Raw genomic sequence first — 20190 nt, 5'->3', positions numbered from 1 at the left:
ATCGCGCCAACTGTGGTGGTAGAGGTGGGTGGTGTCACAGCGCCTAAACAGCGACGGCCGGGGCATCAGCCCCGGCCTCGACGCCATCTATGACAGTAGCAGGAGCCCGTCGGTGTGCGAGCGCGCTGCCGCAAAGCGGTCGGCGACATTGCTCCAGTTGACGATGTTCCAGAATGCCTTGACGTAGTCGGCTTTGACGTTGACATAGTCGAGGTAGAACGCGTGCTCCCACATGTCGAGCTGCAGCAGCGGCACCGTAGCCTGTGCCGTGTTGCCTTGCTGGTCGAAGAGCTGCTGAATGATCAGGCGACGACCGATCGGGTCCCACGACAGCACGCCCCAGCCCGATCCCTGAATGCCCATCGACGCCGCCGTGAAGTGGGCGACGAACTTGTCGAATGATCCAAAGAACTCGTCGATGGCCGCGGCGAGCTCGCCCTCGGGCTTGTCTCCCCCGTTGGGCGACAAGTTTGTCCAGAAGATGGAGTGGTTCACGTGACCGCCGAGGTGGAAGGCGAGGTCTTTCTCGAGCCGGTTAATGTTCGCGAACGACCCCGTCTCGCGCGCCTCGGCCATGGCTTCGAGCGCCGCGTTGGCACCAGCAACATAAGCCGCGTGGTGCTTCGAGTGGTGCAGTTCCATGATGCGCGCGCTGATGTGAGGCTCGAGGGCGGCGTAGTCATAGCCAAGTTCGGGCAGCGTGTAAACAGACATGGGAGTGAACTCTCCTCCTGATAGGGCGTCCGATCGCCGAACTCTCGACGAGCGTGCTGACGGTGGGCCAGTCTACCGAGCGCAACCCGCAAGAGGGCTCGGATGTTCCCGGGCGCAGAATGGAGACGGGCGTGGCGTGCGGTCTCTAGTCAGCGTCAAGGTCGGCGGGAAGATTCGCGTCCGTTCCCGGAATGCCCAATTGTTCGGCACGCTTGTCAGCCATCGCGAGCAGGCGCCGAATACGCCCCGCCACGGCATCTTTCGTCATCGGCGGATCAGCGTGGTGACCAAGCTCGTCCAAGCTTGAATCACGGTAATCGAGGCGCAGCTGGCCGGCGTACCGCAAGTGCTCGGGTAGGTCGTCCCCCAGAATCTCGAGGGCTCTTTCGACGCGCGAACAGGCCGCGACAGCTGCCTGAGCCGACCGTCGCAAATTGGCGTCGTCGAAGTTGACCAGGCGGTTCGCCGTCGCGCGCACCTCACGGCGTGCGCGCAGGGCTTCCCAGTCGCCCACGGTCGACTCAGCGCCCATAAGCCGAAGCATCTGACTGATCTTTTCGCCATCGCGGATGACCACGCGATGCACTCCGCGAACCTCGCGTGCCTTCGCGGCGATGCCGAGTCGTCCAGCGGCACCCACCAAGGCCATTGCCGACTCATTTCCCGGACACGTGATCTCGAGCGCTGCGGAGCGTCCGGGGTCGGTCAGCGATCCATGCGCCAGAAACGCGCCACGCCAGACCGCCGCAAGTTCTTCGCGAGAACCCGTGGTGAGGCGATTCGGGAGACCGCGCACGGGCCGCCGACGGGCATCCAAGAGTCCTGTTTGTCGAGCGAGCGTTTCGCCGCCCTCGAGAACACGCACGACGTAGGCCGGAGTCTTGCGCATCCCGCCGGGCGACATCATCGCGGCGTCACTTCGCATTCCGTACAACTCATGGAGGTCTTTGCGAACTCGCCGGGCGATCTCCGGAGTGTCGAGCTCGACCTCAACGGCAACGCGACCGGAAATCAGATGAAGGCCGCCGGCAAAGCGCAACAGTGTTGCAAGCTCGGCAGCACGCACCGTCGTTTTGGTGACCGCCAACTGCGAGAGCTCGTGCTTCACATCAGCGGTCAATGCCACGGCGGGGACATCCTCTCGAGTCGTCAGGGGCGCGGGGGTACGAGATTCGACCTTACTCGCGTCCGAGGTCGCGATGCTTCACTGTGACGCTCACGTTCGGCAGCTCTCTCATGCGTTCGGCGAGTTGCTGAATGAGAGCAACCGAGCGATGCTTACCGCCGGTGCACCCGATCGCGATCGTGGCGTGGCGCTTGTTCTCTCGAGCGTAACCCGCGAGCACAGGACGCAAAGTGGCGACGAACGAATCGAGAAACTCGACCGCTCCCTCTTGCGCAAGCACGTATTCGCTCACCGCGCTGTCGAGACCTGTTTCTGCCCGAAGCTCGGGTTGCCAGAACGGGTTCGGCAAGAATCGAGCGTCAGCGACGATGTCGGCATCGGTCGGGGTTCCGTACTTGAACCCGAAACTTTGCAGTGTGATCCTGACCCCACCGGAGTCGTGGGCCGAAAAGACTTCGGTGACGGTCGTCGCGAGCTGGTGGATGTTGAACTCGGTTGTGTCGATGATGATGTCGGCGAGTTCTCGGACCTCGAGCATGCGTTCGCGCTCTCGCGCGATTCCGTCGAGCAGCGTGCCGTCGTCTTGCAACGGATGCGGGCGCCGAACCTGCTCAAACCGCCGCACGAGCGCAGCATCCGTCGCCTCCAGAAAGACGACGCGAACGGTGTCGCGCGATCGGAGTTCACTGATGATCGCCGCAAGGTCGGCGAAGAGTTTTCCGCCACGAACATCGACGACGGCGGCAATGCGCGGAAGAGCGCTGCCGGGGTGCACGGCCAGATCAACGAGCGGCCGCAGCATTTGTGGCGGCAGGTTGTCGACGACGTACCACCCGAGGTCTTCGAGAGCATTAGCGACCGTCGATCGACCGGCGCCAGACATGCCGGTGACGATCACCACGTCATGCGGAGCCGAGTCAGGCATGAATCCTCACGTGTTGGGGGGTCAAGAAGACAAGCTTAACCGTCAGAACGAAGTGCTCTGTGGACGAGTTGCGCGATCGCTGGCCCAACACCCTCGACGGCCGTGAGTTCGTCAACCGAGGCGGCCCGCAATCGAGCCACGGATCCGAAGTGCTTGAGCAACTCGCTCGTGCGAGCAGGGCCCAAGCCAGGGATGCTCGAGAGTTGCGTGCGAATGTCGCGCGAGCGAGTCGTGCGTTGGTAGCGCAACGCGAACCGGTGCGCTTCGTCGCGCAATCGCTGCAGCAAGAACAGCGCGTCGGACGACCGCGGCAAGATCACGGGAAAATCGCTGTCGGGCAGCCACACTTCTTCAAGGCGTTTGGCGATGCCACACACCGCAATGTCACTCAAGCCTTCGTCGCGCAGTGCCCGGGCCGCCGCCGCAACTTGCGGTTGACCACCGTCGATGACGAGCAGGCCCGGCCGGTAGTGAAATGACTTGCGGGTCGGAGTGGCCGCCGCGCCGCTCTCTCCGCGCGCGTCAGCATCGGAGTCGGCGACCTCCCCCGAGGGAAAACCACTCTGTTCGTCGTGAAGGTAGGCGAGTCGCCTCCGCAACACCTGATACACGGCGTCGGTGTCGTCACGCGCATCAGCGATCGCAAACTTGCGGTACTGGTCTTTACGCGGCAAACCGTCTTCGAAAACGACCATGGATGCCACGGGGTTCTTGCCACCGAAGTGCGAGACGTCAAAACACTCGAGGCGCAGGGGCGCTGTGGCCAAGCCAAGGGCCTCTTGAATGTCGGCGAGAGCTTGAGATCGCGCCGTGAAGTCTCCGCTGCGGCGCGTCTTGTATTGCACGAGAGCGCCCAGCGCATTCGTCGCAACAGTCTCGGCGAGGGCTGCCTTCTCGCCACGCTGAGCCACTTTCACGACAACGGCACCACGCTCCCCCGCGTCGCGCCGGCGTTCGGTCAGCACGACCTGCAACGCCGCGACGTCGTCAGGTAGCGCGGGCACGATGATCTCGCGAGCGGGAAACGTTGTGCCGTCGTAAGCGTTCTGCAGCACGGTGTCGACGAGTTCCGCCATCGTGACATCGAGCTCGGTATCGACCACCCACCCACGGACTCCACGAATGCGTCCGCCGCGAACCACGAATAGCTGCACAGCGGCGGCAAGTTCGTCGTAAGCAATTCCGAAAACGTCGGCGTCGGTGTCGTCATCGAGAACGACAGCGCTCTTCGCGAGGGCAGTCTCGAGCGCGCCGATTTGATCCCGGATGCGCGCCGCGGACTCATAGTCGAGGTCGCGGGCCGCATCCGCCATCGCTGCCTTGAGCGCCCGAACGTAACCCTCATCATTACCTGCCATGAACGAGGCGAAGTCGAGGGCGATTCCGCGATGCTGTTCCGGAGTTACCCGGCCGACGCAAGGAGCGGCACACTTGCCAATGTCTCCTAGCAGGCACGGACGGTTCGTCGCCTGGGCCCTCTTGTAAGTCGACTCGCCGCACGACCGCATCGGAAACGCCTTGAGCATGAGATCAACCGTTTCGCGCACGGCCCACACTTTCGTGTACGGCCCGAAGTACCGAGCCCCCGGGATGCCCCGCGTACGAGTGATCATGACGCGAGGGACGCGATCAGCCAGGGTGATGGCGACGTAGGGGTACGTCTTGTCGTCGCGAAACTTCACGTTAAACGGCGGAGCGAACTCTTTGATCCACGTGTACTCGAGTGAGAGCGCCTCGAGCTCACTCCCGACGACCGTCCACTCGACACCCTGCGCCGTCGTCACCATGCGACGCGTGCGCTCGTGCAGACTGTGGAGCGGTTGAAAGTAGTTGCTCAGTCGATTGCGCAGGTTGTTGGCCTTGCCGACATAGAGCACGCGACCCGTTGCATCGGTGAACCGGTAGACGCCCGGTTCGGTCGGAATCTCGCCGCGCTGGGGCCGCCACTGCTCGCGCGAATTCATGTCAGCGCTTCGAACGCCCAGAATCAGACGTGGCGCCGTCGATCAACTCGCGCAAGAAGCGCCCCGTGTGACTCTCGTCGACAGCAGCGAGCTCTTCTGGAGTGCCCACGGCAATCACGCGCCCTCCCCCAGCGCCACCCTCGGGGCCGAGATCGATCAGCCAATCCGCTGCCCGAATCACGTCGAGGTTGTGTTCGATCACGATCACGGTGTTGCCCTTGTCAACGAGGCCATTCAAAACGAGGAGCAGTTTGCGCACGTCTTCAAAGTGCAGACCTGTCGTCGGTTCATCGAGAACATAGACGCTGCGACCGTTCGACCGCTTTTGCAACTCGGTCGCGAGCTTGACGCGTTGGGCTTCGCCGCCCGAGAGCGTGGTGGCGCTTTGCCCGAGCCGGACATACCCTAGTCCGACGTCAACGAGGGTCTTCAAGAACCGATGGATGGCCGAGATGGGCTCGAAGAACTCTGCGGCCTCTTCGATCGGCATGTCGAGAACTTCAGCAATGTTCTTGCCCTTGTAGTGCACAGTGAGCGTGTCACGGTTATATCGAGCACCATTGCAGACCTCGCACGAGACATAGACGTCGGGCAAGAAGTTCATCTCGATCTTGATCGTGCCGTCGCCCGCACAGTTCTCGCAGCGACCGCCCTTGACGTTGAAGCTGAAGCGACCCTGCAGATACCCACGTGCCTTTGCCTCCGCCGTCTCGGCGAAGAGCGCGCGAATGCGATCGAACACGCCCGTGTACGTCGCTGGGTTCGATCGTGGTGTGCGACCAATCGGCGCTTGGTCGACGTGGACAACCTTGTCGAGATTTTCGAGGCCGTGCACCCGCACGTGCTTGCCGGGAACCTGGCGTGCTCCGTTGAGCTTGTTGGCCAAAACCTTGTACAGGATGTCGTTCACCAGCGATGACTTGCCCGACCCGCTGACGCCCGTCACCGCGACGAACGCACCGAGCGGAAAGTCGACGGTGACGTCACGCAAGTTATTCGCTTTGGCGCCCTCGACGGTCAACACTCGCGCTGGGTCAATCGATCGACGGGCGACGCGATCGACGACCTGACGGCGGCCTGCGAGGTAGTCCCCCGTAATCGACTCGGCGTTCTCGATGAGTTCTGCATACGATCCGCTGTGCACGACTCGACCACCGTGCTCGCCGGCACCGGGCCCAATGTCGACAATCCAGTCGGCCGTGCGAATCGTGTCTTCATCGTGTTCGACAACGATGAGCGTGTTGCCCAGGTTCTTGAGTTTGACGAGCGTGTCAATGAGTCGTCGGTTGTCGCGCTGGTGAAGTCCTATCGACGGCTCATCAAGCACGTACAAGACGCCCGTGAGTCCCGATCCGATTTGCGTTGCCAGACGGATGCGCTGTGCCTCGCCGCCCGAGAGTGTTCCGGCGGCCCTCGCCATGCTCAAGTAGCCCAGGCCGACCTCCAGCAAAAACTCGAGCCGCGCGCGGATCTCGCGGAGGACAGCGGCGGCAATGGAGGCCTCGCGCTCGCTCAGCGTGATGGTCTGCATGAACGCATAGGCGTCAAGCAGGCTCAGCTCAGATACCGACGAGATGCTGTGGCCGTCGACCGTCACGGCCAGCACTTCAGGCTTGAGTCGAGCCCCGTTGCACTCCGAACACGGTACCTCGCGGAGGTATTCAGCAAAGCGCTGCTGAGACCAGTCGCTCTCGGCCTCGGCATACTTGCGCTCGATATAGGGGATGACTCCCTCGAAGCCGGTGGAGTAGGTCACGTCGCGGCCATACCGGTTGCGCCACTTCACGCGAACTTCGAAGTCGTTGCCCTCGAGGATCGCTTCTTGAGTGCTCTGTTCAAGCTCACCCCACGGCGTATCGAGCGAGAAGCCGAGGTCACGTCCCAGCCCCGCCAACAACTTCTGGAAGTAGCTATAGAGGCCTTTGCCCTGCTGATTCCACGGCAAAATGACGCCATCGTTGAGACTCAAGCTCGGGTCACCGATGAGCAGGTCGACATCGACCGCCATGCGCGTACCGAGGCCTGAGCACACGGGGCATGCTCCGAACGGGGCGTTGAACGAGAACGTGCGCGGCTCAATCTCGGTGAGCTGCAACGGGTGGCGGTTCGGGCAGCTCAGACGCTCGCTGAAAGTGCGGGTGCGGTCTGCCGCGGTGGTCTCGCGGTCAACGAAGTCGATGACGACAAGGCCATCCGTGAGCCCGAGGGCGGTTTCGAGCGAGTCGGTCAAGCGAGTCAAGGCCTCGTCGTTCGCCACCAGGCGATCAACAACGACGGCAATATCGTGCTTCACCTGCTTCTTGAGCACGGGAGGCTCGCTGAGCTGGATTTGCTCGCCGTCGACGACCGCTCGCGCGTAGCCCGATGCAGCGAGCTCGCGAAACAGGTCGACAAACTCGCCCTTCTTCTGGCTCACAACGGGCGCAAGCACCTGAAAGCGGGTGCCCGTCTCGAGCGTCATGAGTTCATCAGCAATCTGCTGAACCGTCTGACGTTGAATGCGCTCGCCACACTCGGGGCAGTGAGGAATACCGACGCGAGCCCACAGCAACCGCATGTAGTCGTAGATCTCGGTGATGGTGCCCACGGTCGAGCGCGGGTTGCGGTTGGTCGACTTCTGGTCGATCGACACTGCCGGGCTGAGCCCCTCAATGAAGTCGACATCGGGCCGATCAACCTGCCCGAGAAACTGCCGAGCGTAGGCCGAGAGCGACTCGACATAGCGGCGCTGACCCTCGGCGAAGATCGTGTCGAAGGCGAGCGAGCTCTTGCCCGAGCCGGAGAGGCCCGTGAACACCACGAGCGCATCGCGCGGAATAACGAGGTCGACGTCGCGCAAGTTATGCACACGCGCGCCACGCACGCTCAAATGAGGAGCAGATTCAAGAGGGGTCGCCGACACTCTGGTCATTCTAGGCCGGGGCTCTGACACGCTCCCTGTACGTGCGCTCTAGCGCACGTGGCCAGCGTCGACCATGCCTCGCAGGTCTTTCTTCAGGTCTTGCACCTCGTCACGCAACCGAGCGGCAAGCTCGAACTTGAGCTCTTCGGCCGCCGTGAGCATCTGTGCTGTCAAGTCGGCGATGATCGACTCGAGTTCCGTTGCGCCCGCAGCAGCGAGCCCTTCACGCTTGATAGCCGGTGTCGCCGCGCGCTTGCCGCCCGAGGCCCGAGAACTTCCGCGACTCGCGAGCAGTTCGGCAGTGTCGGCGCCTTCGCGCACGAGCTGATCGGTAATGTCGGCGATCTTCTTGCGTAGCGGGGTCGGATCAATACCGTTGGCAACGTTGTAGGCAATCTGCCGATCACGACGTCGAGTCGTCTCATCGATGGCCTGCGCCATCGACGGGGTGACGACATCGGCATACATGTGCACCTCACCCGAGACATTGCGCGCCGCACGTCCGATGGTCTGAATGAGGGAGGTGGCCGAGCGCAAGAAGCCCTCTTTGTCGGCGTCGAGAATCGCCACGAGCGAGACCTCGGGCAAGTCGAGTCCTTCGCGCAGCAGGTTGATGCCCACCAGCACGTCGTACACACCTTGTCTCAGCTCGCTCAGCAACTCGACGCGACGCAGAGTGTCGACATCCGCATGCAAGTAGCGCACGCGCACGCCCGCCTCGGTGAAGAACTCCGTCAGTTCTTCTGCCATCTTCTTCGTGAGGGTGGTGACGAGCACCCGCTCATCACGCTCGGTGCGCTGTCTGATCTGCTCGAGCAAGTCGTCGATTTGCCCCTTGCTGGGCTTGACCACGATGGCGGGGTCGACGAGCCCCGTGGGTCGAATGATCTGCTCGACGACCGAATCGGTTATGCCGAGTTCGTACTTGCCCGGGGTGGCCGAGAGGTACACCTTCTGTCCGGTGCGATCGAGAAACGCTTCCCACCGCAGGGGCCGGTTGTCGAGGGCGCTCGGGAGCCGGAACCCGTGTTCGACGAGCGTTCGCTTGCGCGAGGCGTCACCCTCGTACATGGCACCGATCTGCGGAACCGTGACGTGGCTCTCGTCGATGACGACCAAGAAATCGTCGGGAAAGTAGTCCAACAAGCAGTTCGGCGGTTCTCCCGGAGCCCGGCCATCAATGTGCCTGGAGTAGTTCTCGATGCCGTTGCAGAAGCCGATCTGTTCCATCATCTCGATGTCGAACGTCGTGCGCATGCGCAGCCGTTGGGCTTCGAGAAGCTTTCCTTGACGCTCCAACTCGGCCAGCCGCAGCTCGAGTTCTTCTTTGATCGTCACGATCGCGCGCTGCATCGTGTCGGGCGAGGCCGCGTAGTGCGTGGCAGGGAAGACCGATACGGCGTCGAGCGGGCGCACGACATCCCCCGTCAACGGGTGCAAGGCATAAAGCGCCTCGACCTCGTCACCGAACATTTCGATGCGGATCGCGAGCTCTTCATACATCGGGATGATCTCGATGGTGTCGCCGCGCACACGGAACTTGCCCCGCGAGAAGTCGATGTCGTTGCGCTGGTACTGCATGCCCACGAACTTACGAATGAGCGTGTCGCGCGGGATGCTCTGGCCCACCTGCAGCGCCACCATGGCCTCGAGGTACTCTTCGGCGGCGCCGAGACCATAAATGCACGAGACAGTCGAGACCACGACGACATCACGGCGACTCAACAGCGAGTTCGTCGTCGAGTGGCGCAGGCGCTCAACCTCGGCATTGACCGAGCTGTCTTTCTCGATGAACGTATCGGTCTGCGGAACGTAGGCCTCAGGCTGGTAGTAGTCGTAGTACGACACGAAATACTCGATGGCATTGTGCGGCATGAGATCACGAAACTCGGTGGCCAATTGCGCCGCGAGGGTCTTGTTGTGCGCGAGCACCAGAGTGGGACGCTGCACTTGCTCAATGAGCCACGCGGTCGTTGCCGACTTACCGGTTCCGGTAGCACCCAGCAGCACGATGTCGGTCTCGCCCGCATTAATGCGGGCGGCCAACTCGGCGATTGCTTGCGGCTGATCGCCGCTTGGCGTGTAGTCGCTCACAACCTCAAAAGGGCGAACCGAACGCGTGGGTTCCATCCCCCCAGCCTACGAGAGGGGGTCTGACACTCCGGTGTGGCCGTCGCGCTCAGCAACGAGACGCTGCCACAGAGCATCCACCTGATCGATGGTCTCGTCGAGCGTGCCGCTCGAATCGATGACGACGTCGGCAACGGCAAGGCGCTCGGCATCACTCGCTTGCGCGTCGACGCGTTGCTGGGCGGATGCTCGGTCGAGCCCGCGCAGCGACACCAGTCGCTCAAGCCGCTCCTCCGCCGGCGCATGCACCACGACGACGAGAGCGAATTCCTCCGCCAACCGCGCCTCGACCAGCAGGGGAACGTCGTACACGACGATCGCCCGCGGGTCGGCGGACTCGACGGCCGCAAGCCGCTCGTGATACAGCCGATGCACTTCGGGGTGCACGATCGCGTTGAGATCCGCTCGCGCGCCGGAGTCAGCAAAGACCAGAGCGCCCAGCGCCGCGCGATCGAGTGTGTCGTCCGGCGCGAGCACGCCATCTCCAAACCGCTCGCGGATGGCCTCGAGGCCGGGCGACCCGACCGCGACCGCCTCGCGCGCGAGAACGTCAGCGTCAATCACGAACGCTCCGAGGTGCGCCAAACGGCTCGCGACGACCGATTTGCCGGCGGCAATTCCGCCCGTGAGCCCAATGACATCCACGCGGCGACCCTATCCCGTCGAGGTCGCGTGAAGCAGGTAGCATGACTCGCACGCGCCCCAATGGAGGTCTTCCGTGCTCGAACTGCTCACCGGTACTGGGCTGGCGGTGGCCGCCGGACTCAACGCCTACGTGCCCATGCTGGTCTTGGGTCTTGCCGGCCGGTTTCTCGACTTCGTTGAGTTGCCGGCCGCGTGGGCATGGCTCGAGAACGAGTGGGTTCTGCTGATCTTGGGCGTCTTGCTCGTCATTGAACTCATCGCCGACAAGATTCCCGCCGTTGACTCAATCAACGACGTCATTCAATCGATTGTTCGCCCTGCGGCGGGCGGCATCGTCTTCGGCACCGGCACGTCAACGACGACCGCCGCTGTGACAGATCCAGCAGCGTTCTTCGAGTCGAGCGCGTGGGTTCCTGTCGTGACGGGTGTCGTCATTGCCTTGCTTGTTCACGGCGCCAAGATGTTCGTTCGGCCCGCCGCGAATGCCTTGACCGCCGGGGCGGCGGCACCCGTGTTGTCGACGAGCGAAGACATCGGCGCCCTGTTGTTGAGTGTCTTCGCGATCGTGATTCCCATTCTGGTGATCGTCGCGATCATCGCTTTGATCGTTCTCGTGTTCTCGGTGTTCCGCCGACTACGGCGTCAGCGGCAATCGGTCGCACCGGCCTAGTTTCAGCAGCATGGGCGCGCGGAGCACGCGCACCAACGACGAATGGGCCGCCCCACCGGGGCGGCCCATTCGTTTCACAGCGTGCGCGGTTACCGCGCCACCAGCACCGTGGTTAGTTGTTGCTCGAGAGCTTCTCGCGCAGGGCGGCAAGCGACTCGTCGTCGGCGAGGGTTCCACCCGTCGTCGACTCGCTCGAGAAGCTCGAGCCGCCCGCGGCGGGAAGCTCGAGGGTCTCTTCCTCGACCAGCGCGGTGGCAACCTGCTTCTTGTGCAGCTCCCAGCGAGCCTGGGCAGCAGCGTAGTCCTGTTCCCACTTGGCGCGCTGCTCGTCGAAGCCGTCTTTCCACTCGCCCGACTCGGGGTCGAAGCCATCGGGGTACTTGTAGTTGCCGGCCTCGTCGTACTCGGTCGGCATGCCGTAGACCGCGGGGTCGAACTCGACGCCCTCGGGGTCAACACCCTCGTTGGCCTGCTTGAGGCTCAGCGAGATGCGGCGACGCTCGAGGTCGATGTCGATGACCTTGACGAAGACCTCGTCATTGACCGACACGATCTGCTCCGCGAGCTCGACGTGCTTGGCCGAGAGCTCCGAGATGTGCACAAGGCCCTCGATGCCATCCGCCACGCGCACGAAGGCGCCGAAGGGAACGAGCTTGGTGACCTTACCCGGAGCGACCTGACCGATCGCGTGCGTGCGGGCGAATACCTGCCACGGGTCTTCCTGGGTCGCCTTGAGCGAGAGCGACACGCGCTCGCGCTCGAGGTCGACCTCGAGGATCTCGACGGTGACTTCCTGGCCGACCTCGACGACCTCGCTGGCGTGCTCAATGTGCTTCCAGCTGAGCTCCGAGACGTGAACGAGGCCGTCGACGCCACCGAGGTCGACAAACGCACCGAAGTTGACGATCGACGACACGACACCCTTGCGAACCTGGCCCTTGGCGAGGTTGTTGAGGAAGGTCGAGCGGCTCTCCGACTGCGTCTGCTCGAGCAGCGCGCGACGCGAGAGCACAACGTTGTTGCGGTTCTTGTCGAGCTCGAGAATCTTCGCCTCGATCTCTTGGCCGAGGTACGGCGTGAGGTCGCGAACGCGGCGAAGCTCAATGAGTGACGCGGGCAAGAAGCCACGGAGTCCGATGTCGACAATGAGGCCGCCCTTGACGACCTCGATGACGGTGCCGGTAACGATGCCGTCGGCGTCTTTGATCTTCTCGACGTCGCCCCATGCACGCTCGTACTGAGCGCGCTTCTTCGAGAGGATCAGGCGACCCTCTTTGTCTTCCTTCTGGAGGACGAGGGCTTCGACGGTGTCGCCGACGGAAACGACCTCAGAGGGGTCGACGTCGTGCTTGATCGACAGCTCACGCGAGGGGATGACACCCTCGGTCTTGTAGCCAACGTCGAGGAGGACCTCGTCGCGGTCGATCTTGACAACGGTTCCTTCGATGAGGTCGCCGTCGTTGAAAAACTTGAGGGTCAGTTCGACCGCGGCCAAGAAGTCTTCAGCAGACCCAATGTCGTTGATGGCGATCTGCTTGGGGGCCTGGGTCGTTGCGGGGGTCATGTAGTGGGTGCTCCGATGCGGACAGAAATCAGGCCTGAACGACGTCGTGCATTGGGTGTCGCCCGGGCATGCGGACAGGACTGTCGTCAAATCGACGACTCTCCAGCTTATCCTGCGGCTGGGGCGTGCGGCAAACCCCCGACTCGGCCGCGAAAAACTAGCGTTTCAGGATGCTCGCGAGCGCAGCATCCAGATGCGGATGCTCGAACGAAAAGCCCGCGCGCTCGAGCTTCTCGGGCAGCACCCACCGGCTCTTGAGCACCAGTTCGGTCTCGGATCGAATCATCCACGTGCCCAGCTCCAGCATCCACCGCTGCAGCGGTATGCCGAACGGTACGCGCAACACCCTCCGCAGGTGTGCCATCAACTCGCGATTCGTTTCGGGATTCGGGCTCGACACGTTGAGTGGACCACTAATCGACGGCTGATGTTCGAGCCAGTGGTGCACGCGCACGACATCGTCGAGGTGAACCCAACTGACGTGTTGCTCTCCGCGGCGACTGCCGACTTCGTGAGCCGTACCCGCCGCGCGTCGCGCGCGGCTGATGGGCCACACCCCGTCGCACTGCGCTCCCCCGAGACCAAGGCGAGTCAACGCGGCGAGAGGAGCAAGTGCGCTGCCGTCACCGAGAACGATCGCCATGCGCAGCGCGACCCGGCGGGTCGACGGCGTGTCCGCGGCCTCGAGCGCTGCCTCCCACGCTCGCGCTACCGACACGGAGAATCCCGATCCCAATTCGCCGGTCGACTCGGTCTGCGGTCGATCCATCGCGTGCCGATAGATCGTTGCGGTTGACGCGTTGATCCACAGGGCGGGTGGCCGTTCTGCCGCGGCGATGGCCTCGCCAAGCGCCACCGTTGTATCATCTCGCGACTGGAGAATCTCCGCTCGATTCTCGGCGTTGTAGCGGCAGTTCACGCTGCGGCCCGCCAGGTTGACGACGGTCGATGCGCCATCAACAAGCGCCGCGATGGCCGCTGGGTCGCTCCAGGTTGTCGCCTCCCGGCGACCGATCAGATCAACCTGACGTCCGGCGTCGCGATACGACGCCACCAAGCGTTGCCCGACGAATCCCGAGGCCCCCGCGACAACAACGCGACCGAGGGGAGGTGAGTCGTGGTCCGTCACTCCCCCAGCCTCCCATGCGTCGGGGGGAACTCTTTCTCAACCCGATAGTCAAACCAGCCGTGATAGCCGTACACGAGCCCCAGGCCCGGCATCGTCACCCGCACATCCACGTGCTGGCTCTGCGCGTGGTGGTCCCACCGCTCCACGAGGGCGACGTGTGGCCGCACGATGCGCGGGATGGTCCACCAGCGGCCCCCGAGCCGCACGCGCACAGCGTCCGAGGCGGCAACGAGTGCGCCGTCGTGCGCCGAGACCTGCAGCGCCGCCTCGAGTCGGCCGCCGGATCCCAGTGCGTCGATGGCGAGACCGCGGTGCTCGCGCACACGATCGACCATGACACGCTCGCGGCGCGGGAAGTGCAAGGTGCGGGTTGCGCGAATCGCGCCGTCAGCATCCGCTCGATTCTCGATCGTGAACGGGATGTCCACGCCATGCTCGGGAAACGCGATGCCCCACCGTGCCGCCACTGAGAGAGCTGGCCTCAGCAGGCGTGACTGACACCCGGCCTCGGTGAACTCGCCACTACCTCTGCCGACTAACCCCCCAGGGATTGCTCGCACATACTCCCGAATGCGCGGGTGCAGATCGTCGACGGCGTCGCCGAGTGCTGCCTCCCACGCTGAGCGCACGGCGTTAGCCGAGCAGCGCTGACTTCAGCGTGTCGAGACCCACACCGCCGAGGTCGAGGGCGTTCTTGTGGAACACCTTGTTCGAGAATGCGGCGCCCTCTTTCGCCTTGTACGCGTCGCGAATCTGCTCCCAAATGCGCTGGCCCACCTTGTATGACGGCGCTTGGCCCGGCCAGCCGAGGTAACGATTGACTTCAAACGTCACGAAGCCGTCGTTCATGTTGACGTTCTTGCGCATGAACGCGAAGGCGTCGTCACTCGTCCAGACCGCCCCCGTCTCGGGGTGAATCTTGCCCAGGTGCACACCGATGTCGAGCACGACGCGCGCCGCGCGCATGCGTTGACCGTCGAGCATGCCGAGGCGGTCGGCGGGGTCGTCGAGGTAGCCCAGTTCTTCCATGAGGCGCTCGGCGTAGAGCGCCCAGCCCTCGGCGTGGCCGCTCGTGCCCGCCAAGAGGCGACGCCACGAGTTCAACTGTGCGCGGTTGTAGACGGCCTGGCCGATCTGCAAGTGGTGACCGGGAACACCCTCGTGATAAACGGTCGTCGTCTCGCGCCACGTGTCGAACTCGTCGACACCCTCGGGGATGCTCCACCACATGCGGCCCGGTCGCGAGAAGTCATCGGTCGGACCCGTGTAGTAGATGGCCCCGCCGGGGGTCGGCGCGATCATGCACTCGAGCTCTTTCACCGGTTCGGGAATCTCGAAATGGGTGCGCGAGAGGTCGGCGATCGCCGTGTCGCTGAGGTTCTGCATCCACGCCTTGAGGGCGTCGCGCCCATGGAGCTTGCGCGAGGGGTCTTTCTCGAGGTGTGCGATGGCCTCGGCAACACTTGCGCCCGGCAGAATCTCGCCGGCCACGCGCGTCTGCTCGTCGACCATGCGCGCGAGCTCTTCGACACCCCACTCATACGTCTCGTCGAGGTCGATCGTGGCGCCGAGAAAGCGCCGTGACATCAGGCCGTAGAGCTCGCGGCCGACGGCGTCATTCTCGCGAGCCGCCGGACCAAGCTCCGACTCGAGGAAGGTCGCGAAGGCGCCATAGGCATCGGCAGCGGCCTGGGCGTTGCGGGCGAGATCGCTGTGCAGCGACTCCGGCAAAGCCGGCGAGTCGTTGTGGGCACTCTGCGCGAACTCGGGGAAGAAGCCGTCGGCAGCAGCATTGCGTCGTGCCTGGTCGAGCACCTCGGTCACCTGGCGTCGTGCGGGAGTGTTGCCCGCGGCAATTCCCTCGCGCAAGGTCTCGGTGTAGCCCTCGAGCGCGCTGGCGACATTGCCGAGCTTGCGCGCGATGACCGCCCAGTCGTGCTCCGTCGCGGTGGGCATGAGGTCGAAGATTTCGCGGATGCCCTGCGCCGGTGACGCGATGACGTTGAGGTCGCGCTGATCCCAGCCCGCTGCCGACAGCTCGAGATCGAGCGTGAGCTCGGCCGAGAGGTCGGTCACCGTCACCCGATCGGTGTCGTCGCGCGGGGTCGCCGCCGCCAACTGCGCGAGCGCTGCTCGCGCAGCCTGCTCATACTTCTCACGCCCCGCCGGCGACAAGTCTTGAAACTCGTCGTGACGCCCCTCGGCGCCAATGTAGATGCCCACATCGGGGCTCAGGTCGACGAGCGTGGCGACCCACTGCTCGGCGATTGCGTCAACGGCGGAAGGAGTGCGGTCGGCTGCGCTGTCGGACATGGCGTCGAGCCTAGTGTGCGGCTTCGTTCCAGTCGCGCCCCACGCCCACTTGGACCTCGAGAGGCACGGCGAGCTCGGCCGCGTCTCCCATACGCGCGCGCACGATCGCTTCGAGCGCGTCGCGCTCGCCCGGGGCAACCTCAAACACGAGTTCGTCGTGAACTTGGAGCAGCATGCGCGAGCGGAGGGCATCCCGTGCCATGTCGGCAGCAACGCCATTCATGGCGATCTTCATGATGTCGGCAGCCGAGCCCTGAATGGGCGCGTTGAGGGCCTGCCGTTCGGCGTTCTCGCGCAACACGCGGTTGGGGCTCTTGAGGTCGGGGAACGGGCGACGGCGGCCGAAGATCGTCTCGGTGTAGCCGTCTTCTTTCGCCTGAGCGACGACGCTGCGCAAGTACTCACGCACGGCTCCGAAGCGAGCGAAGTAGTCGGTCATGAGCTGCTTGGCCTCGGCCGACTCGATGCGCAATTGCTTGCTGAGCCCGAATGCGCTGAGCCCGTAGGCGAGGCCGTAGCTCATGGCCTTGACCTTCGTGCGCATTTCGCTCGTGACGTCGGCGGGCTCGACCCCGAAGATGCGGGCGCCGACGAAGCGGTGCAGGTCTTCGCCCGACCGAAACGCCTCGATGAGCCCCTCGTCGCCCGAGAGGTGCGCCATGATGCGCATCTCGATCTGCGAGTAGTCGGCGGTCAGCAGGCTCTCGAAGCCCTCCCCCGCCCGGAACGCGGCGCGGATGCGGTGGCCCACTTCGGTGCGCACGGGAATGTTCTGCAGGTTCGGGTCGGTCGACGAGATACGGCCCGTTGTCGTACCGGTTTGGTCGTAGGTCGTGTGGATGCGCCCGTCGCTCGCGATGGCCGTCGTGAGCGTCTCGACGATCTGACGCAGTTTCGTTGCGTCGCGGTGCTGCAACAGCAGACCAAGGAACGGGTGCGGATGCGCCTCTTGCAAATCGGCAAGAGCCGCGGCGTCGGTCGAGTACCCCGTCTTCGTCGCGCGGGTCTTGGGCATTCCGAGCTCGTCGAACAACACCTCTTGCAGTTGCTTCGGCGAACCCAGATTCACCTCGCGGCCGATCTCGGCGTAGGCCTGCTGCGCGAGATTCGCGGTCGTCTCGCCGAGCTCGGTGTTGAGGGCATCGAGCGCCGCGCGGTCGACGGTGATTCCCGTGCGCTGCATGAGCGAGAGCACGGGCGCGCTCGGAAGGTCGATCTCGGCGAGCACGCGCTCGCTCGTCTCGGGGAGAGACTGCCGCTGTTCGGCGACGAGGCGGTGCACAAACCACGCGACGGTCGCCGGGCTGATGCCCTCGGTGTCGGGGACGAGTTGGTTCGGGTCAGCCTGCGGCATCGACTCGCCGAGCACGTCGTGCACGAGGTCGACGAGGTCGTACGACTTCGCTCCCGGGCGCTCGAGCCACGCGGCGAGACGGGTATCCCACACGACCCCGGCCAGCGAGATGTCGAGGGCCGCGAGCACCGTCGTGGCCGATTTGCTATCGGCGAGCAACTTGGGTGCATCGCTCGCGAGCCACGCCTCAAGGGCGGCATAGTCGGGCCGATGTGCGGCCCAGTTGACCTGCACGCTTTCGGTTGCCGTGGCGAGACCGAATGCCGAGAGCTGGCCGTGCGGTGCATCCACAATCACCGCGACCTCGTGGCCCGTCGTCGATGCCAGCCAGGTTGCGAGCTCTTCGTCGACGAGTGTGCGCACCACCGGCAGGTCGGTGCGCGGTGCGGCCTCGACGTCAGAGCCCATGTCGGCACCTTCGGCTTCGGCAACCTTGAGTACGCGCTCGGTCAGGGTGCGAAACTGCAAGCGTTCGAAGACCTGCTTGACCGCCGGAACGTCCATGGGGCGGCGATCGAGATCGTGCGGACCGACGGGCAGCTCGAGGTCGGTCACCAGGCGGTTGAGGCGACGGTTGCGCTCGGCGCGCTCGCGCTGCTCACGCAGGTTCGCGCCGACAACGCCACCGATCTCGTCGATGTGCTCCCAGAGCCCCTCGAGCGACCCGTATTGGGTAATCCACTTGACCGCGGTCTTTTCACCGACCTTGTCAATGCCCGGCAGGTTGTCACTCGTCTCGCCGACGAGCGCAGCAATCTCGGGATACTGCTCGGGGTTGATGCCATAGCGCTCGCGCACAGCGTCGGGGTCGTAGCGCTTGAGTTCGGCGACCCCGCGAGCACTCGGATACAGCAGCGTGACGTCATCATTCACGAGTTGAATCGTGTCGCGGTCGCCCGAGACGACGAGCACCTTGAAGCCGTCAGCGACCGCCCGCGTCGCGAGCGTGGCAAGAATGTCGTCCGCTTCGAAGTCTTCTTTCGTGATGGTCGGGATGCTCATGGCAGCGAGCGCCTCTTGCAGGAGGGGCACCTGCCCCTTGAACTCGGGCGGGGTCTCGCCCCGGGTGCCCTTGTATTCGGGGTACTCGCGCGTGCGGAATGAGTAGCGAGAAATGTCGAACGCCACCGCCACGTGGGTCGGCTTCTCTTTCGCCAAGAGGCTCAAGAACATCGATAGAAAGCCGTGGATGGCGTTGGTGTGTTGCCCGTCACGCGTGACGAAACTGTCTATCGGCAAGGCATAAAAGGCCCGAAAAGCCAGCGAGTGGCCGTCGACGATGAGGAGGGTAGGCTTTGCGGAGTCCGTCACGGGGCCAGCCTAGCGACGGGAACCGACGCAGTGGCCCTGAGCAGAACACCCGCCGCACCCCCGCGAACGCCGAGGACTCCATGACGCTTCTGCCCCCCGACCTCGATCCCGAGCTCTACAGACGCCTCGTTTCAACAGGTGGGGGCGCGCTGTGCCTCAAGATGGGCATCGAGTTTCTCGAACTCTCGGCTGAACGGTCGGTCGCGACGATGCCGGTCGCGGGCAACACCCAGGTGATCGGGCTCTTGCACGGCGGCGCTCACGTCGTGCTCGGTGAGAGCCTGGGGTCGATCTCCTCGGCCATTCATGCCGGGCCGAGTCGCTACGCGGTCGGCATTGAGATCAACGCAACCCACAGCCGATCCATCACCGAAGGCATCGTCACGGCAACGTGCTCGGCCCTCGTGTTGGGCCGCACGCTCTGCACCCACGAGATCGTCATGACCGACGATCAGGGTCGACGACTGTCAACGGTGCGCATGACCAATATGCTGCGCGACCGCTGACGACTTAGCTGCCGTCCGCGTCGCCCTCGTCGGTAGCGGCCGCCTTCTTCGGCGCATCTTTCTTCGTCGCGAGCTGATCGATGATCGCTTGCGCGACCGCCTGCATGGTCGTCCGACGGTCCATCGACGCCTTTTGAATCCAGCGGAACGCTTCGGGCTCGGTGAGTCCCATGCGCTCGTTCAGGAGGCCCTTGGCGCGGTCAACAAGCTTGCGCGTCTCGAAGCGTTCGACGAGGTCAGCGACCTCGGCTTCCAGCGTCAAAATCTGCTGGTAGCGGCTCAGCGCGACTTCAATCGCGGGCAGCAGGTCATTCGGCGTAAAGGGCTTGACGACATACGCGAGAGCGCCCGCCTCGACGGCCTGCTCGACGAGCTCCTTTTGGCTAAAGGCTGTCAAGAGCACGACCGGCGCGATGTGGTTCTCGCTGAGGCGCTTTGCGGCCTCGATGCCGTCAAGCTGCGGCATGCGAATGTCCATGATCACGAGGTCAGGACGAAGCTCGGTTGCCAGGGCCACGGCCGTCTCACCATCGCCGGCTTCACCAACGACGTCGAAACCGTTGTCGCGCAGAATTTCGACGATGTCCATGCGGATGAGAGATTCATCTTCAGCGACGACAACGCGACGAGGGGCAGCTGCAGAGATATCTTGGTCACTCACCCGACCGAGCCTACGGTATCGTCAGTGCCCGAGGGTTGAGATAACCCGAGCCGGCTTGGCGGAATGGTAGACGCGGCGCACTCAAAATGCGTTGTCCGTGAGGACGTGTGGGTTCGAGTCCCACAGCCGGTACAAGTGTGATGTCTCACGACATCGTGGACAGCTGAACCCCCAGCAGGAGGGTTCGCCCGTTTTTCACGTCTTGGCCTGATAGCCCTTGTTCGGGTCGATTTGATGCTCCGCGAGCACCTCACCATCGGGGGTCATCGTGATGGC

General features: G+C 63.9%; 15 protein-coding genes and 1 tRNA gene. 3 read left to right on the top strand and 13 right to left on the bottom strand.

Annotated elements, in window-relative coordinates:
• Positions 1 to 87 precede the first annotated feature (87 nt).
• The 7 genes from SFU54_RS07100 to coaE form a co-directional block, all read right to left on the bottom strand.
• Entirely contained in the window at positions 88 to 714 is a 627-nt protein-coding gene (locus SFU54_RS07100; RefSeq protein WP_319015590.1) for a superoxide dismutase, read from the bottom strand.
• Between the two features lie 145 nt (positions 715 to 859).
• Positions 860 to 1840, bottom strand: a complete 981-nt coding sequence (whiA, locus tag SFU54_RS07095; RefSeq protein ID WP_319015589.1) for a DNA-binding protein WhiA — start codon at positions 1838 to 1840, stop codon at positions 860 to 862.
• Positions 1841 to 1892: 52 nt separating this feature from the next.
• On the bottom strand, positions 1893 to 2765 hold the full coding sequence (gene rapZ, locus SFU54_RS07090) for an RNase adapter RapZ (RefSeq protein WP_319015588.1): 873 nt from the start codon (positions 2763 to 2765) through the stop codon (positions 1893 to 1895).
• Between the two features lie 35 nt (positions 2766 to 2800).
• Complete coding sequence (gene uvrC / locus SFU54_RS07085) at positions 2801 to 4729, bottom strand: excinuclease ABC subunit UvrC (protein WP_319015587.1); 1929 nt, start codon at positions 4727 to 4729, stop codon at positions 2801 to 2803.
• A gap of 1 nt (position 4730) precedes the next feature.
• Positions 4731 to 7640, bottom strand: a complete 2910-nt coding sequence (uvrA, locus tag SFU54_RS07080) for an excinuclease ABC subunit UvrA (RefSeq protein WP_319015586.1) — start codon at positions 7638 to 7640, stop codon at positions 4731 to 4733.
• 39 nt (positions 7641 to 7679) lie between these two features.
• Positions 7680 to 9761: an excinuclease ABC subunit UvrB gene (gene uvrB / locus SFU54_RS07075; RefSeq protein WP_319015585.1), complete on the bottom strand. Its 2082-nt coding sequence runs from the start codon at positions 9759 to 9761 to the stop codon at positions 7680 to 7682.
• Between the two features lie 9 nt (positions 9762 to 9770).
• Complete coding sequence (coaE, locus tag SFU54_RS07070; protein WP_319015584.1) at positions 9771 to 10406, bottom strand: dephospho-CoA kinase; 636 nt, start codon at positions 10404 to 10406, stop codon at positions 9771 to 9773.
• Positions 10407 to 10479: 73 nt separating this feature from the next.
• Here coaE and SFU54_RS07065 point away from each other — a divergent pair, with 73 nt between their 5' ends.
• Positions 10480 to 11076: a DUF4126 domain-containing protein gene (locus SFU54_RS07065; protein ID WP_319015583.1), complete on the top strand. Its 597-nt coding sequence runs from the start codon at positions 10480 to 10482 to the stop codon at positions 11074 to 11076.
• A 112-nt stretch (positions 11077 to 11188) separates the two neighbouring features.
• Here the strand turns inward: SFU54_RS07065 and rpsA are convergent, their stop codons facing one another.
• The 5 genes from rpsA to polA form a co-directional block, all read right to left on the bottom strand.
• Entirely contained in the window at positions 11189 to 12640 is a 1452-nt protein-coding gene (rpsA, locus tag SFU54_RS07060; RefSeq protein WP_319015582.1) for a 30S ribosomal protein S1, read from the bottom strand.
• Between the two features lie 157 nt (positions 12641 to 12797).
• Positions 12798 to 13769, bottom strand: coding sequence for an epimerase (locus SFU54_RS07055; RefSeq protein ID WP_319015581.1), 972 nt, complete (start codon positions 13767 to 13769; stop codon positions 12798 to 12800).
• Positions 13766 to 14398, bottom strand: a complete 633-nt coding sequence (locus SFU54_RS07050) for a DUF4166 domain-containing protein (protein WP_319015580.1) — start codon at positions 14396 to 14398, stop codon at positions 13766 to 13768. The genes SFU54_RS07055 and SFU54_RS07050 overlap by 4 nt, the downstream gene beginning before the upstream one ends.
• Positions 14399 to 14402: 4 nt before the next feature.
• Positions 14403 to 16082 carry a DUF885 domain-containing protein gene (locus SFU54_RS07045; protein ID WP_319015579.1) on the bottom strand — a complete coding sequence of 560 codons (1680 nt, stop codon included), beginning with the start codon at positions 16080 to 16082 and terminating at the stop codon, positions 14403 to 14405.
• A gap of 10 nt (positions 16083 to 16092) precedes the next feature.
• Positions 16093 to 18747, bottom strand: coding sequence for a DNA polymerase I (gene polA, locus SFU54_RS07040; RefSeq protein ID WP_319015578.1), 2655 nt, complete (start codon positions 18745 to 18747; stop codon positions 16093 to 16095).
• An 80-nt stretch (positions 18748 to 18827) separates the two neighbouring features.
• On the opposite strand from polA, the gene SFU54_RS07035 reads away from it, so the two are divergent.
• A complete protein-coding gene (locus SFU54_RS07035; protein ID WP_319015577.1) occupies positions 18828 to 19253 on the top strand; it encodes a hotdog fold thioesterase in 426 nt (141 codons plus the stop codon).
• A 4-nt stretch (positions 19254 to 19257) separates the two neighbouring features.
• On the opposite strand, the gene SFU54_RS07030 is transcribed toward SFU54_RS07035, so the two are convergent.
• A complete protein-coding gene (locus SFU54_RS07030; RefSeq protein WP_319015576.1) occupies positions 19258 to 19914 on the bottom strand; it encodes an ANTAR domain-containing response regulator in 657 nt (218 codons plus the stop codon).
• A 49-nt stretch (positions 19915 to 19963) separates the two neighbouring features.
• Between SFU54_RS07030 and SFU54_RS07025 the strand changes: the two genes are divergently transcribed.
• Positions 19964 to 20046: transfer RNA gene (locus SFU54_RS07025), tRNA-Leu, on the top strand.
• Positions 20047 to 20190 lie beyond the last annotated feature (144 nt).

Source organism: Microcella sp. (assembly GCF_033763155.1).
Lineage (GTDB): Bacteria > Actinomycetota > Actinomycetes > Actinomycetales > Microbacteriaceae > Microcella.
This window is presented reverse-complemented; position numbering and strand designations above follow the sequence as displayed.